The 13153-nt window shown below is 68.4% G+C and carries 15 protein-coding genes; 7 read left to right on the top strand and 8 right to left on the bottom strand.

Features of this window, described 5'->3' with window-relative positions; all coding sequences use genetic code 11:
- Positions 1-460: 460 nt before the first annotated feature.
- The 4 genes from OP498_RS17775 to OP498_RS17760 all read right to left on the bottom strand — a co-directional run bounded on the left by OP498_RS17775 (position 461) and on the right by OP498_RS17760 (position 6683).
- On the bottom strand, positions 461-1855 hold the full coding sequence (locus tag OP498_RS17775) for a hypothetical protein (protein WP_280554658.1): 1395 nt from the start codon (positions 1853-1855) through the stop codon (positions 461-463).
- Between the two features lie 73 nt (positions 1856-1928).
- Complete coding sequence (locus OP498_RS17770; protein WP_280554657.1) at positions 1929-3356, bottom strand: polyphosphate kinase; 1428 nt, start codon at positions 3354-3356, stop codon at positions 1929-1931.
- A gap of 10 nt (positions 3357-3366) precedes the next feature.
- Positions 3367-5970, bottom strand: a complete 2604-nt coding sequence (locus OP498_RS17765) for an FtsX-like permease family protein (RefSeq protein ID WP_280550597.1) — start codon at positions 5968-5970, stop codon at positions 3367-3369.
- Positions 5967-6683: an ABC transporter ATP-binding protein gene (locus OP498_RS17760; RefSeq protein WP_280550595.1), complete on the bottom strand. Its 717-nt coding sequence runs from the start codon at positions 6681-6683 to the stop codon at positions 5967-5969. Before OP498_RS17760 ends, OP498_RS17765 begins: the two co-directional genes overlap by 4 nt.
- 184 nt (positions 6684-6867) lie before the next feature.
- Here OP498_RS17760 and OP498_RS17755 point away from each other — a divergent pair, with 184 nt between their 5' ends.
- The 3 genes from OP498_RS17755 (at position 6868) to OP498_RS17745 (ending at position 8202) form a co-directional block, all read left to right on the top strand.
- Positions 6868-7419: an arylesterase gene (locus tag OP498_RS17755; RefSeq protein WP_280550608.1), complete on the top strand. Its 552-nt coding sequence runs from the start codon at positions 6868-6870 to the stop codon at positions 7417-7419.
- A 175-nt stretch (positions 7420-7594) separates the two neighbouring features.
- Positions 7595-7858, top strand: coding sequence for a type II toxin-antitoxin system Phd/YefM family antitoxin (locus OP498_RS17750; RefSeq protein ID WP_280550594.1), 264 nt, complete (start codon positions 7595-7597; stop codon positions 7856-7858).
- Positions 7859-7896: 38 nt separating this feature from the next.
- Entirely contained in the window at positions 7897-8202 is a 306-nt protein-coding gene (locus OP498_RS17745; protein ID WP_280550592.1) for a type II toxin-antitoxin system RelE/ParE family toxin, read from the top strand.
- On the opposite strand, the gene OP498_RS17740 is transcribed toward OP498_RS17745, so the two are convergent.
- From OP498_RS17740 to OP498_RS17725, 4 genes are read right to left on the bottom strand one after another with little or no spacing between them, the layout of a single operon-like run.
- The gene (locus OP498_RS17740; RefSeq protein WP_280550590.1) at positions 8187-9083 is read right to left on the bottom strand and encodes a DMT family transporter; all 897 of its coding nucleotides are present in this window, start codon (positions 9081-9083) and stop codon (positions 8187-8189) included. The two genes, OP498_RS17745 and OP498_RS17740, sit on opposite strands and share 16 nt — an antisense overlap.
- On the bottom strand, positions 9080-9580 hold the full coding sequence (locus tag OP498_RS17735; RefSeq protein WP_280550588.1) for a hypothetical protein: 501 nt from the start codon (positions 9578-9580) through the stop codon (positions 9080-9082). Before OP498_RS17735 ends, OP498_RS17740 begins: the two co-directional genes overlap by 4 nt.
- Entirely contained in the window at positions 9577-9876 is a 300-nt protein-coding gene (locus tag OP498_RS17730) for a nucleotidyltransferase domain-containing protein (protein WP_280550587.1), read from the bottom strand. The genes OP498_RS17735 and OP498_RS17730 overlap by 4 nt, the downstream gene beginning before the upstream one ends.
- Before the next feature lie 10 nt (positions 9877-9886).
- Positions 9887-10156 carry a SelT/SelW/SelH family protein gene (locus OP498_RS17725; protein ID WP_280550585.1) on the bottom strand — a complete coding sequence of 90 codons (270 nt, stop codon included), beginning with the start codon at positions 10154-10156 and terminating at the stop codon, positions 9887-9889.
- Between OP498_RS17725 and OP498_RS17720 the strand changes: the two genes are divergently transcribed.
- The 4 genes from OP498_RS17720 to ettA all read left to right on the top strand — a co-directional run bounded on the left by OP498_RS17720 (position 10150) and on the right by ettA (position 12942).
- Positions 10150-10278, top strand: a complete 129-nt coding sequence (locus OP498_RS17720) for a hypothetical protein (protein WP_280550583.1) — start codon at positions 10150-10152, stop codon at positions 10276-10278. The two genes, OP498_RS17725 and OP498_RS17720, sit on opposite strands and share 7 nt — an antisense overlap.
- Positions 10279-10368: 90 nt before the next feature.
- The gene (locus OP498_RS17715) at positions 10369-10803 is read left to right on the top strand and encodes a PAS domain-containing protein (RefSeq protein WP_280554655.1); all 435 of its coding nucleotides are present in this window, start codon (positions 10369-10371) and stop codon (positions 10801-10803) included.
- A 184-nt stretch (positions 10804-10987) separates the two neighbouring features.
- Entirely contained in the window at positions 10988-11191 is a 204-nt protein-coding gene (locus OP498_RS17710) for a hypothetical protein (protein ID WP_280547878.1), read from the top strand.
- Between the two features lie 89 nt (positions 11192-11280).
- Positions 11281-12942 carry an energy-dependent translational throttle protein EttA gene (ettA, locus tag OP498_RS17705; protein WP_280547879.1) on the top strand — a complete coding sequence of 554 codons (1662 nt, stop codon included), beginning with the start codon at positions 11281-11283 and terminating at the stop codon, positions 12940-12942.
- Positions 12943-13153: the final 211 nt, after the last annotated feature.

Below are 13153 nucleotides of genomic sequence, written 5' to 3'. Positions count from 1 at the left end.
CAGAGAGATCCACCGTCGCTGATAGCCCCTCGCTCCCTGACCCGTCGGCATTGAGGACAACCATATGTAAATAGAGACAACCGAGCCCTTGACGGGTCAATCCATACCAGGGCCGGTAAGCGACAGCGCACCGGGCGGACCCGCGGGACTGACGCGGCCTCCTCGCCCGAGGCGCCTCCGGCTTATCGGGCCTACCGATACCCGACGAACCATGCCGACCGTAGGCCCGGTAAGCGACAGCGCACCGGGCGGCCACGAGGCTGTGCTAGCCGCTTCGCCCGATGCGCCTCCGGCTTATCGGGCCTACCACCCCTGAGAGCCGTGCCCGACCGTAGGGCCGGTAAGCGACAGCGCACCGGGCGGATCCACGAGGCTGTGCTGGCCGCTTCGCCCGATGCGCCTCCGGCTTATCGGGCCTGACTTCACACGCACCTTCCCTGGCGCAGAGCCGACTCGTCGCTCAGCGCGTTTCCACCCGCATCTCGAGCCGCTCGGGCAGTGCCAGGGGATCGGCAGATAGGGCCTCCAGCTCGCTGTCGGCGGGCAGGGTCAGCTGGAGGGAGAGCTCGCGTGCCTCGCCCGCCATCATCGCCACCAGGCCGGTGAAGATGGCCTCGACCTCGGGGCCGAGCATCATGCCGAAGCCCCGGGCCTGGGTCCGCGCCTGCTCCAGGAAGACCGCCTCGCTGATGCCCTGGCTAGCCGCCATGACCGCCGGCAGGCGGCCGAAGAGCCCCAGGTCCGAGAGGGTCGCATCGACCCGCCCGCCCAGCAGGGTGACGCCTTCCAGGCTCTCCATCTCGGCCAGGTAGGTGGCCGGCTCCACGCCCTCGGGCAGGCGCACCGGCAGGTCGATATCCAGCACCCAGCCAAAGGCCTCCTCGGCGGTGACGTCCACCTCCCCGAGCAGCCGGGTGGCGTCACCTTCCGCCTCCCAGCGCCCGGTGGAGACCGCATCGAGGCGCAGCATTCCGCTGCCCCCGGTAAGCACGTTGCTGGCCATGCGCAGTTGCGTGCGCTCCTCCTGGGGAGCCAGGGCGATCATGCGGGCCAGGTCGAGCTCCAGCGCCTCGAGGCGCACACCGCCCTCGCCGTCCTGCAGGTCGCCATCGACTTCGAGCCCCGCCAGGGTCGCCACCAGCCGGTCGGAATCGATCGCCAGGTCGCGCAGCTCGAGGCGATCGAGTTCATGCTCGTCCTCCCCGCCCTGCAGGCCGCGCAGCCCCTCCATGCGGGCGAAGGCCAGGGAGAAGGTGCCGCTGCCGAGCTCTCCATCCCCCTCGGCCTGCCCCTCGAGCCCGCTGAGCTCCAGGCTGTCGATGGCCTCGCGTGACAGGCCCGTGGCCTGCAGGCGCTCGACGCTGAGCCGCCCATGCCCTTCGCCGAACTCCTCCCCCAGATCCTGGCCGGCGAACTCGGCGGCCAGCGCCTCGACCTCGAGCCCGGCGATCCGCAGGCCTTCCGGCCAGCTCTCCTCGTGGAGGGGCAGCACCGCTCGGGTGGGGTCATCGAGGACCAGCGTCCCGGCGCTCAGCTGCGCCTTTTCGCGGCCGGGGATCTCCAGGCGGACACCCTCGATGCGCACCTCGTCGGGGCTGTCGTAGTCGCCGCTGACCACGTAGCGGTCGAGCCACAGCTGCTGCCCTTCGGGGCCGACGAAATGGAGCGCGCGGGCGGTGACTCGGTCGCGGATCAGCGCTTCCGAGACCTCGCCGATCTCGAGGCTCCCCTCGGCGGCAAACAGTGCCCGGAGGTCGGCCTCCAGGCGCTCGGCCGGGCCGGGCTCGGCAAGTGCCGGCAGGGATATGGACAGCGTCAGGGCGGCAAGAGCAGCCTGCCAGGGCATCGGGCGCATGGGCGCACCTCCGGTGTGGGTGTGGCGGGAACTGGTCAGCAGTCTAACGTCATCGCCTCACGGTGGGCCAGGCTCAGTGCGGCGAGGCCAGGCGCATCTCCAGTCGGCGATTGACCTCCTTGAACACGGCGAGACGCGCCCGGCGCTTGTCATCGCAGGCGATCAGCGCCCACTCGGCGCCCGGCGCCTGGGTGCGGGCGAACATCTCGTCGATGGCCCGCTCGTAGTCCTCCCAGTGCTCGCGGTTACGCCAGTCCTCGGCGGTGAGCTTGTGGCGCTTGTGAGGCGTGGCGGCGCGGGCCTCGAAGCGGCGCAGCTGCTCCTCCTGGCTGATGGCCAGGAACAGCTTGCCGAGCACGGCGCCATGGGCCAGCAGCTGGCGCTCAAACTCGCGGATCTCCGCATAGGCGCGCTGCCAGGCCGCCTCGGGGGCCAACCCCTCGACCCGTTCCACCAGCACCCTGCCGTACCAGCTGCGATCGAAGATGGCGATGCGCCCGTCGGCCGGCAGGCGACGCCAGAAGCGCCAGGCCCAGGGCAGCGCCAGCTCCTCGTCGCTGGGCGCGGCGATGCGATGGACCCGGTACTGGCGGGCATCCAGTGCCGCGGTGACGCGATGGATACCGCCGCCCTTTCCCGCCGCGTCGAGCCCTTCAAAGGCCAGCACCACCGGGATGCGCCGTCGGGCTGCCTCCCGGGCGTTGATGGCCAGGCGCCCCTGGGCCTCGGCGAGCCGTTCGGCATAGTTCGCCTTCTTCATCGGCGCCTCCCCTCGGGGCTCGGCACGGCGTATCGAGGGGGCCGGCGGCGCGTCACCGGTCGCCACCTCCGGCACGCCGGAGGGCGCCACGGGCGGCGCGACCAGGGCCCCATGCAGCAGGGCTCCCACCCGCTGGAGCTGCGGGGCGGGGTCGCGGAAGGCAAGCCGCCGCCAGGGCGCGTGGTCGGACGCAGTGGCGTCGCGCATCTCGCGCCCCAGGGCACCGATCACGGCATGCTGAAGATGGCGCTGCCAGTCGGTGGTATTCAGCTGCCAGGCACGGACCGGGTCCTGCTGCAGGGCCTGCAGGTGGCGACGCTGCTCACGACGACCGATATCCATCCACAGCTTGAGCAGGACCACTCCCTCGGCGGCCAGTTCAGCCTCGAAGGCGCGAATCTCCGCTAGCCTGTCACGGAAGGCGCCCGGCGAGAGGCGCCGTTCGGTCCGGTCAAAGAGCGCGTCGCCGTACCAGCCATGGATGAAGATGCCGATACGCCCGCGATCGGGAATCCGTCGCCAGAAGCGCCACCAGTAGGGGCGCTCGCGTTCCTCGCTGCTGGGTCCCAGGGCATGCACCTCGGTGTGGCGGTTCTCCAGCCAGTGGTTGAGCTCGTTGACCAGCCGTCCCTTGTGGGTGACGGCATGGCCGGTGAGCAGCAGCATCACCGCCCGCTCCCGGCGATGGGCGAGGTCGAGCTGGGCCTCCAGCAGGCGGGCGCGCAGGGTATCGGTCTTCATACTTGACCTCTCAGGTCTCGCCCAGTAGGCCGAGGCTGGCCGCCGGGGCCCGGCGGCGCAGGCCTCGGGAAAGCAGGTGGCCGATAATGCCGATCAGCAGGGCACCGGCCGGCGGCAGGATTAGCCACAGCAGCCCGTGGAAGCGCGGCGCCAGATCGAACCAGGCGAGATAGATCCCGGCGGCGGCGAGCTCCACCAGCAGCGCGCCCATCAGGCCGCTGGCGAAGCCGAGCACAGCGAACTCCGCCGCCTGCATCCGCGAGAGCAGCCGATTACCGGCCCCGAACACCCGCAGCAGGCCGCTCTCGTGGGCTCGCACCGGCAGGCTGGCGGTCAGCGCCGCATAGAGCACGCTGATGCCGGCCAGCAGCACGAAGCCCAGCACCAGCTCCACCGCCCGGGTGACCTGGGTCAGCACCTCGCGCACCTGGCCGAGGATGGCCTCCACGTCGAGCAGGGTGACCCCCGGAAACTCCCGCACCAGGCGGCGCAGCAGGTCGCGGTCGTCGTCGCCGAGATGGAAGGCGGTGATGTAGCTGTGGCCGAAGCGCTCCAGGGTTCCCGGCGGGAAGATCACGAAGAAGTTGGGCCGGAAGCTCTCCCAGTCGAGGCTGCGCAGGCTTTCCACCTCGCCGGTGACCTCGTCGCTGCCGATGGTGAAGGTCAGGCGATCGCCCAGGGCGAGGCCCAGGCGCTCGGCCAGGCCGTCCTCCACGGAGATCGGCACCGCCGCCTCGCGGGCCGTGGGGCGCGGCTCGGCGGCTACCTCATCCATCCAGCCGCCCTCCTCGTCGCCGGGCTGGCCGTCGGCGAACCACTCCCCCGCCACCACCCGGTTGCCCTCGGGCAGGGTCTCGCGCCAGGTCAGGTTGAGTTCACGACGCAGGGCATTGTCGCCTCGCGACTCGGCGGGCACGGCCTCGCGTGCCGGCTGGCCGTTGATGGCGGTGAGGCGCCCGCGGACCATCGGATAGAGGGCGCTGCGGGCATCCGTGGCCCCGGCCAGGGCCGAGGCGAAGGCGTCCCGCTGCTGGGGTTGGATATTGATGGCGAAGTGGTTGGGGGTATCCGCTGGCAGCTGGGCCTGCCAGGTGGTGAGCAGGTCGCCGCGCACCAGGGCGATCATGGCCACGGCGAAGAAGGTCACCGAGAAGGCCAGCAGCTGGCCGAGGCTCGCCTGGCGGCGCCGCGCCAGCTGCTGGCCGCCCAGCCGCACGGCCGTGACCAGGCCATCCGCCGGGCCGCGGCCGCGCGGCAGCCGGGAGGTACCCCGCAGCACCAGGCTCAGCAGCGCCCCGCCGAGCCCCCAGAGCACCACCAGCATCACCAGCCCGCCCAGCAGCAGGCCAGCGGCGAGCCCCGGGTCGCCGGAGTAGAGCCACAGCAACCCGCCGAAGACCAGCGCCGCCACGCTGACCACCAGCCAGGCCGAGGGCGGCAGCGGGTCCAGCTCGCGGCGCAGCACCTTGAGGGCACTGACCCGCTTGAGGCGCAGCAGGGTCGGCCCGGCGAAGCCCGCCAGCACCGCCAGAGCGGTGAACACCCCAAGCCACAGCGGCAGCAGGCCGGGCGCCGGCAGGCTGAACGGCAGGAAGGTCGCGAGCAGCGCGACCAGCAGCGCCTGCCCGGCCAGTCCCAGCAGGGCCCCCAGCGCGGAGGCTGCCAGCGCCAGCCACAGCAGCTGCAGCGCGAACAGCCGCAGCAGTTCGCGCTGGGTGGCGCCGAAGCAGCGCAGCAGCGCTGCGGTATCCAGGTGGCGTTCGACGTAGCGCCGGGTCGACATGGCCACGGCCACCCCGGCCAGCAGCACGGCGGCGAGCCCCGCCAGGCCGAGATACTTCTCGGCCCGCGCCAGGGCGTTGCCCAGCTGGGGGCGATCACGGCGCACGTCGCGCACCTCCACCCCCTCGCGGCGCAGCCGCTGCAGCAGCGGCTCGATGCGGGCCACCGCCTCGGCGCTGCCGGCGGCCAGCAGCTCGAACTCCACCCGCGAACCCTCCTGGACCAGGCCGGTGGCGTCCAGGTCGTCGAGATGCATCATCAGCCGCGGGTTGAAGCTGCCGAAGCCCGCCGACTGGTCGGGCTCGCGCTCGATCACGCCGCCGACCTCGAGTTCGGTCTCGCCCAGGCGAATCCGGTCGCCCACCTCGAGTTCCATCAGCAGGGCAAGCCGCGGTGCCACCCAGGCCTCACCCGGCGGTGGGCCATGGGCCAGCGACTCGATGCCGTCGCCGCGGTCCACCCGGGCCGTGCCGTAGTGCGGATAGACGCTATCGACCACCTTGAGGCTGGCCGGCTGGAAGCGGTCACCGCGGCTGATCATGGAGACCATGTCGACCTGGTCGGAGAGCGTCAGGCCGGCGTCTTCGAGGGCCCGGCGGACCGCCTCGTCGAAGGGCCGGCCCTGCTCCAGCACCACGTCGCCGCCCGAGAGCTGGCCCGCTTGGCGGGTCAGGCCGCGGTCGAGGCGGTCGAGGAAGAAGCCGATCATGGTGGAGGCGGCCACGGCCAGCGCCAGCGCCAATGCCAGGGCTCGCACGTCGGCGGAGCGCAGGTCACGGATCAGGCTTCTGGCGGAAAGGCGCAGCAGGGCCGGCCAGCTGGTTCGGCTCATGCTATTACCTCGTCGCGCGCCATTTCGACCAGCCGGCCGCCCGCCAGGCGCAGGCAGCGATCGCAGCGCCGTGCCAGGGCATGGTCATGGGTCACCAGCACCAGGGTGGTGCCGGCCTCGCGGTTGAGGGAGAACAGCGCCTCGATGATGCGCTCGCCGGTGACCGGGTCCAGGTTGCCGGTGGGCTCGTCGGCGAACACCAGCTCGGCGCCGGTAACGAAGGCCCGGGCCAGGGCCACGCGCTGCTGCTCGCCACCGGAGAGCTGCTTGGGGAGGTGATCCAGGCGCTCACCTAGACCGACGCGGGTCAGCCAGTCGCGGGCCCGGGCCTCGGCCCCGGGGCTCGGCGACAGCTCCAGCGGCAGCAACACGTTTTCCAGGGCCGTCAGGGTGGGCAGCAGCTGGAAGTTCTGGAACACGAACCCCACCCGCCCCGCCCGCAGGGAGGCCCGGCCATCCTCGTCGAGGGCGCGCAACGACTGGCCGAACAGTGACAGCTCGCCGCCACTGGGCGTGTCCAGGCCGGCCAGCAGCCCCAGCAGGGTCGACTTGCCGGCGCCGCTCTGGCCGAGGATCGCCACGCTCTCCCCGGGGAACACTGTCAGCGACAGGTCACTCAGAATGCTCAGCCGCCGCTCGCCGCTCTCGACCTGCTTGGCGAGGTGATCGACGTGTAGAATCGGCGAGGCATCCGTTCGAGAGGAGATGGACATGGCGAAGGGCTTCCCTGTAGGTGCGTTGGGCCGGCATGCACCACGCCGGCTCGCGAGGCGCTGGCTCACGCCACGCTGGTTTTCGGTACTCTGGTCCACAGTACTCGGGTTTTCGATACTCGGGTTGACGCTGCCGCTGGCCGGCGGCGCGGCACAGGCGGCGGAGAGACCCGTGCTGCTGGTGATGGGCGACAGCCTGAGCGCCGCCTACGGCATCGAGCAGCAGGCCGGCTGGGTCAGTCTGCTGCAGGCGCGCCTGGACGGGAAGGCGCAAGTAGTCAACGCCAGCATCAGCGGCGAGACCTCCAGCGGTGCCGCCGCCCGCCTGCCCGACCTTCTCGGACAGCACGAGCCCGATATCGTTGTGCTGGAGCTCGGCGGCAACGACGGCCTGCGCGGCCTGCCGCCGAGCCAGTTCGAGGCCAACATGGCCGCCATGGTCGAGGCCAGCCGGGCCTCAGGTGCCGAGGTGCTGCTGCTCGGCATCGACATCCCGCCCAACTACGGCCGGGCCTACCGCGACGCCTTCACCGCGGTCTACACGCGGCTGGCAGACGAGTTCGAGCTGCCGCTGGTGCCCTTCCTGCTCGAGGGCGTGGTACTGGAGGACGGCCTGATGCAGGCCGACGGCATCCACCCCACCGCGGCCGCCCAGCCGCGGATCCTGGAGAACGTCTGGCCCAAGCTCGCGCCGCTGCTGGAGGAGAACGGCATGAAACTGGCCGGAGACTCGTAGCCGGACCATTCGTGGACTAAACTTGGGCCGAAAGCGCGTCTCCCGGCCCGTAGGCCCGGTAAGCGCCAGCGCACCGGGCAAGCGAAGCAGCTCGAGTCCGTTGCGGCCTACCCGTCCTATGCGCCTACGACCTATCGGGCTTACCGCCCTTTCACGCCTTGTTCCGGAGCCTGTCATGCGTACCGAAACCATCAGCTACCTGAAACAGAATGCAGCGACCCTGGATGTTCAGGAGCCGCTGGTAATCACCCAGAAGGGCAAGCCGACCTATGTGGTCGAGTCCTACGCCGCCCACGAGCGTCGCGAGCAGGCCATCGCCCTGCTCAAGCTGCTGAGTCTGGGCGAAAAGAGCCGGGAAGAGGGCAAGACCATGAGCACCGAGGAGTTCATGGCTCGGTTGGAAGAGGATGAGGCCAGGGAGTTGGGTGAGCCGCTGTGAACCAACGGTTTTCCGTCGGTCAGGAAGATTCCGCCCTCGTGTCTCTGCGCCATTGCCGACATTTCCTGATAGACCAGCTCGAGTGGAATCCTGCCGAGGCTCACGCCTATACCCGCAAACTCGTCGCTACCGCCGCACAGCGTCTCAGCGAAAGACCCGACACCTATCCGGTGTGCCGGCTCGCCCTCGAGCTCGGCATCCGCCATTACCGCGAGTTGCTGATTGACGGCTACAGGGTCATCTACCGCGTCTGGCCCGAGCAGGGGGAGGTCTCCGTCTACCTGTTCGCGCATCAGCGCCAGGACTTCAAGCAATTGCTCTTCGAATATCAGCTGCTCGCCTGAGCCACCGGCGCGGGCGTCTTCTGCCACTGCTGCAGCGCGAGGCCGCCGAGGATCAGCACCAGGCCCACCAGGGTGGAGGCGAGGATCGGCTCGCCGACCACCAGGTACAGCAGCAGCAGCGACACCGGCGGCGAGAGGAAGATCAGGTTGGAGACCTTCGCCGTCCGCGAGACCCGGTGAACGGCCAGCTGCCAGAGCACGAAGGCGATGCCCATTTCGAACAGCCCCACATAGATGCCGGCCCCCAGCGCCTTCCAGCCGTGCCATTGCAGGCCCGGGCCGACCAGCAAGAGTACCGTCAGCACCGGCACGCCGACGCTGAAGTTCTGCCACTGGGCCACCAGCGGCGGGCGATGGTCGCGGGCATTGAGCAGCCAGTAGAGCGCCCAGAGCAGCGTCGAGGCGAGCGCCATACCGACGCCAAGCGGGTCGGCGAAGGCCACGTCGAACACCGCCCCCCGGGTGGCAATCACCCACACACCGCCGTAGGCGATCAGCCCCGCCAGTACGTCGATGCGGGTCAGCCGCTGGCCGAGGATCGGCACCGCCAGGAAGGCCATCGCCAGCGCCCAGGTGTAGTTGAGCGCCATGGCCTCCTGGCCGGGCAGGCGGTCGTAGGCGCCAAACAGCACCAGGTAGTAGGCCACCGGATTCATCAGCCCCGCCCAGGCGGCGGTGCGCCAGCCGCGCCTGAGCGCCTGGCCCAGCAGCCCCTGGCGCGCCACCAGCACGCCGAGCAGCGCCCAGGAGACCAGCGAGGCGATCCACATCAGCGCCAGCGGCGACATGTAGCCTAGCGCTACCTTGAAGGCGGTGGCCACGGTAGACCACAGCGCCACCGCCCCCAGGCCGAAGAGCATCGCCTGGCGATCACCGCTCATGGGCCACCGTCAGATCGTTCTGGCAGGATATGCCGGCGATAGAACTCATGACAGCGCTGCAAGGTTTGGGGCAACAGATCGTAAAGGCGCGCCGCCTGGTTGATGTTCTCGGCGATCGCCTGGCTATCGGTCAGGTATTCATGCGCAAAAGCATTGCGTAACAGCCGCACTTCCAACCAGTCATCAATCGTGTGCAACACGCCGAATTTTTCCATCCGGTTGAGGGTATCCAGCAAGGAGACATCCTGATCGGTATCCTCGAGGCTGGCACGAGATAGCGCGCGAAACAGCTTGCCGGCCATGAAGTCCTGCAGCTTGCCGAAGCGGCTAAGAAACAGATCCATCCGATCGATGGCATCGTCGTCGAGTTCACTGACTTGCGCAGCCTCCATCGGCAAGTCGTCCTGGATAGCCTCCCAGGAGCGCTGCAGGTGGTGGTGCATTCGTTCGGCCACCTTGAGCTGTTCTTCGAGTATCGCCCTGGGGGTCGTGGTCATAGCCTGATTCCTTGTTCCAGGGCATCACGATGAATCGGCCGCAGCGTTTCATCGGCAGAGCGAATCAATAGATCGATGCGCCGGGGGCCCAACCGCGCCCAGAGCCTTCGCTGCAGACGCGCCTGAATCCGGGTGCGGGGTTCATCAAGCTCGGGGGCCTCGATATAGAGGTCGATATCGCCACCGCGACGCCCGTCATCGACCCTTGAGCCGAACAGGTAGACATGCGCCTCCTCACCCAGCAATTCGGCCACGGTGTCATGGATGACGGAAACCTGCTCATCGGTCAGCCGCATGATCGACTCCTCATCGATCGAGGTGCCCCAAGTCACGCTCGGGGTCGAGGCGGTCGCGCACCGCCTGCTTGAGGGCCTTGATGTCGGGGAAGCCCCCGTCGCGCTTGCGCTCCCAGAGCGATACCTCGTCGCAGAGGATCTCGAAATGGCCGCCATGGGACGGCACCAGGGCCACCTCCTCCAGGTCCTCGCCGAAGGTGGAGAGCAGTTCCTGAGCATACCACGCACTGCGCAGCAACCACTGGCATTGGGTACAGTAATGGATTCGGATACGTGACATGGAACCTCGAGTGTCGCAATAATGAGGGATCCCATGATACCAGCCAGGGAGTGCCGATGGCCGCCCCCGAGATCAGCCAGACTCGCCTCTTCGAGTGGCTCACCGGCACGCCGGCGCGTTGAAATCCCGACGCCGGCTGGCCATGATGAGGGCAATATCCCGCCCCTTGCCGCCTGCGATGCGCCAAGGGCACCGCGACAGGAAGCCCCTGCATGAAACGATCCCCCCTGATCAGCCCGGAACTGCTGGAACGCATCATCGATGCCTCCGAGGACGGCATCGTGGTTGCCGAGCAGGAGGGCGACGAGAACATCCTGATCTACGTCAACCAGGGGTTCGAGCGCCTCACCGGCTATAGCGCCGACGAGATCCTCTACCAGGACTGCCGCTTCCTGCAGAACGATGACTGCGACCAGCCGGGGCTCGATGCCATCCGCAAGGCCCTGAAGGCGGGTCGCCCCTGCCGCGAGGTGCTGCGCAACTATCGCAAGAACGGCACCCTGTTCTACAACGAGCTCTCCATCACCCCCATGTACGACGAGGACGACCACCTTACCTACTACATCGGGGTGCAGAAGGATGTCACCGAGCGCGTCGAGGCCCAGCTGGAACTCGAGCGGCTCAAGGCCGAACACGGCCTCACCTGAGAGAGCAGAGGCGGCGGCGAAAAAAGTCCCCGGGGGCTTGTCCTCGGCCTTCCATGAAGCTATATAGCCAGCAGGCAACGGTCGTTGCCTGCTGGCGCTTCAGGTTCCGCACCCGGGACGGGAAGCGATCGTATGCTCCGCCGGACCTTGCAGCGTTCGGCCCCGGGCCATGGGAGGACGTCGCATGAGCCATGAACCCCTTCTCGACACCACCGACGATGACGATCAGGACTATCTGGAAGCGGTCAATGACGACTACGGTCGCGTCCGCCCCAGCAGTCGTGCCGATACCCTGAGGGCCCGCCGACGCGTGGAGGCCCTCATCGAGGAGCGCCGCCTGCGCCGCGCCATCGAGGACGACTGGGCCCTCGAGGAAGAGGAAGAGTAACCCCTGCCCTCGGCCCGGGGACGCTGGCCTTTGGCGGCCCCGGGCTCTATCATCGTGGCCACTGAAACCCCCCAACAAAGTGGCTTTCCATGGCGCAATACGTCTACACCATGAACCGGGTGGGCAAGGTCGTGCCCCCCAAGAAGCAGATCCTCAAGGACATCTCGCTGTCCTTCTTCCCGGGCGCCAAGATCGGCGTGCTGGGCCTCAATGGCGCGGGCAAGTCGACCCTGCTGCGCATCATGGCCGGCGTCGACACCGAGTTCGAGGGCGAGGCGCGCCCCATGCCGGGTATCAACGTCGGCTACCTGCCCCAGGAACCGGCGCTCGACGACGACAAGAACGTCCGCGAGACCGTGGAAGAGGCCCTGGGCGAGATCAAGGAGGCCCAGGAGAAACTCGACGCCGTCTACGTGGCCTATGCCGAGCCGGACGCCGACTTCGATGCCCTGGCCAGCGAGCAGGCGCGCCTGGAGAACATCATCGAGGCCTCCGACGCCCACAACCTGGACCGCAAGCTGGAAGTGGCTGCCGAGGCCCTGCGCCTGCCGCCCTGGGAGGCCCGCGTCGGCCACCTCTCCGGCGGCGAGCGGCGCCGTGTGGCGCTGTGCCGCCTGCTGCTCTCCAGCCCCGACATGCTGCTGCTCGACGAGCCCACCAACCACCTGGATGCCGAGTCCGTAGCCTGGCTGGAACGCTTCCTGCACGACTACAGCGGCACCGTGGTGGCGATCACCCACGACCGCTACTTCCTCGACAACGTGGCCGGTTGGATCCTCGAGCTCGACCGCGGCCAGGGCATCCCTTTCGAGGGCAACTACTCGGGCTGGCTCGAGGCCAAGGAGAAACGCCTGGAGAAGGAGGCCAAGCAGGAGGCCTCGAAGAACAAGGCGATCAAGCAGGAGCTGGAGTGGGTGCGCAGTAACGCCAAGGGCCGCCAGGCCAAGAGCAAGGCGCGCCTCAACCGCTTCGAGGAAATGCAGTCCGGCGACTTCCAGAAGCGCAACGAGACCAACGAGATCTACATTCCGCCCGGTCCGCGCCTGGGCGACAAGGTCATCGAGTTCCACGATGTGGCCAAGGCCTTCGACGGCCAACTGCTCTACGAGGACCTGACCTTCACCGTCCCCAAGGGGGGCATTGTGGGGATCGTCGGCGGCAACGGCGCGGGCAAGTCGACCCTGTTCAAGCTGATCACCGGCACCGAGCAACCCGACGGCGGCGAGGTGGTGATCGGCGAAACCGTCAAGATCGCCCACGTCGAGCAGCTGCGCGACGCCCTGGATGACAAGCAGACGGTGTGGGAGGCGGTCTCCGACGGCCAGGACATCCTCAACATCAACGGCTACGAGGTCTCCTCGCGGGCCTACGTGGGCCGCTTCAACTTCAAGGGCAACGACCAGCAGAAGCGCCTGAGCGAGCTCTCCGGCGGCGAGCGCGGTCGCCTGCAGCTGGCCCAGACCCTCAAGCAGGGCGCCAATGTGCTGCTCCTCGACGAACCCTCCAACGACCTGGACATCGAGACCCTGCGGGCGCTGGAGGAGGCCCTGCTGGCCTTCCCCGGCTGTGCCCTGGTGATCTCCCACGACCGCTGGTTCCTCGACCGCATCGCTACCCACATCCTGGCCTTCGAGGGCGAGTCCCACGTGGAGTTCTTCGAGGGCAACTACACCGAGTACGAGGCGGACCACAAGAAGCGCGTCGGCGACGACACCCCGCACCGCATGAAGTACAAGCGCATCGACGCCTGACCGGCTTCGCCGGCGCGGTAAGCTGTAAGCCTGAAGCTGGAAGAAACCCCACGACCGCGAGGTGCGTGGGGTTTTTTTCATTTCACTTCCCGCTTCCAGACGTAGACATCATGGATTGACCTGCCCCTCCTCAACGTCGTGGGTTACGTTGAGGAGGGACCTAAACGCAGAGCCACTATTGAGGGAGGCAGGTCATGACACAGTCTAACGC

The organism is Halomonas sp. 25-S5 (assembly GCF_029889845.1).
Taxonomy (GTDB): domain Bacteria; phylum Pseudomonadota; class Gammaproteobacteria; order Pseudomonadales; family Halomonadaceae; genus Halomonas.
The sequence above is the reverse complement of the archived record's forward strand: the minus strand, read 5'-3'. Positions and strand labels throughout refer to the sequence as shown.

What these genes read in the sequence shown, in the direction of transcription:
- OP498_RS17775 (WP_280554658.1), bottom strand. Translation starts at nt 1,855, where the DNA reads ATGCGCCCGATGCCCTGGCAGGCTGCTCTTGCCGCCCTGACGCTGTCC.
- OP498_RS17770 (WP_280554657.1), bottom strand. Translation starts at nt 3,356, where the DNA reads ATGAAGACCGATACCCTGCGCGCCCGCCTGCTGGAGGCCCAGCTCGAC.
- OP498_RS17765 (WP_280550597.1), bottom strand. Translation starts at nt 5,970, where the DNA reads ATGAGCCGAACCAGCTGGCCGGCCCTGCTGCGCCTTTCCGCCAGAAGC.
- OP498_RS17760 (WP_280550595.1), bottom strand. Translation starts at nt 6,683, where the DNA reads ATGTCCATCTCCTCTCGAACGGATGCCTCGCCGATTCTACACGTCGAT.
- OP498_RS17755 (WP_280550608.1), top strand. Translation starts at nt 6,868, where the DNA reads ATGGGCGACAGCCTGAGCGCCGCCTACGGCATCGAGCAGCAGGCCGGC.
- OP498_RS17750 (WP_280550594.1), top strand. Translation starts at nt 7,595, where the DNA reads ATGCGTACCGAAACCATCAGCTACCTGAAACAGAATGCAGCGACCCTG.
- OP498_RS17740 (WP_280550590.1), bottom strand. Translation starts at nt 9,083, where the DNA reads ATGAGCGGTGATCGCCAGGCGATGCTCTTCGGCCTGGGGGCGGTGGCG.
- OP498_RS17735 (WP_280550588.1), bottom strand. Translation starts at nt 9,580, where the DNA reads ATGACCACGACCCCCAGGGCGATACTCGAAGAACAGCTCAAGGTGGCC.
- OP498_RS17730 (WP_280550587.1), bottom strand. Translation starts at nt 9,876, where the DNA reads ATGCGGCTGACCGATGAGCAGGTTTCCGTCATCCATGACACCGTGGCC.
- OP498_RS17725 (WP_280550585.1), bottom strand. Translation starts at nt 10,156, where the DNA reads ATGTCACGTATCCGAATCCATTACTGTACCCAATGCCAGTGGTTGCTG.
- OP498_RS17715 (WP_280554655.1), top strand. Translation starts at nt 10,369, where the DNA reads ATGAAACGATCCCCCCTGATCAGCCCGGAACTGCTGGAACGCATCATC.
- OP498_RS17710 (WP_280547878.1), top strand. Translation starts at nt 10,988, where the DNA reads ATGAGCCATGAACCCCTTCTCGACACCACCGACGATGACGATCAGGAC.
- ettA (WP_280547879.1), top strand. Translation starts at nt 11,281, where the DNA reads ATGGCGCAATACGTCTACACCATGAACCGGGTGGGCAAGGTCGTGCCC.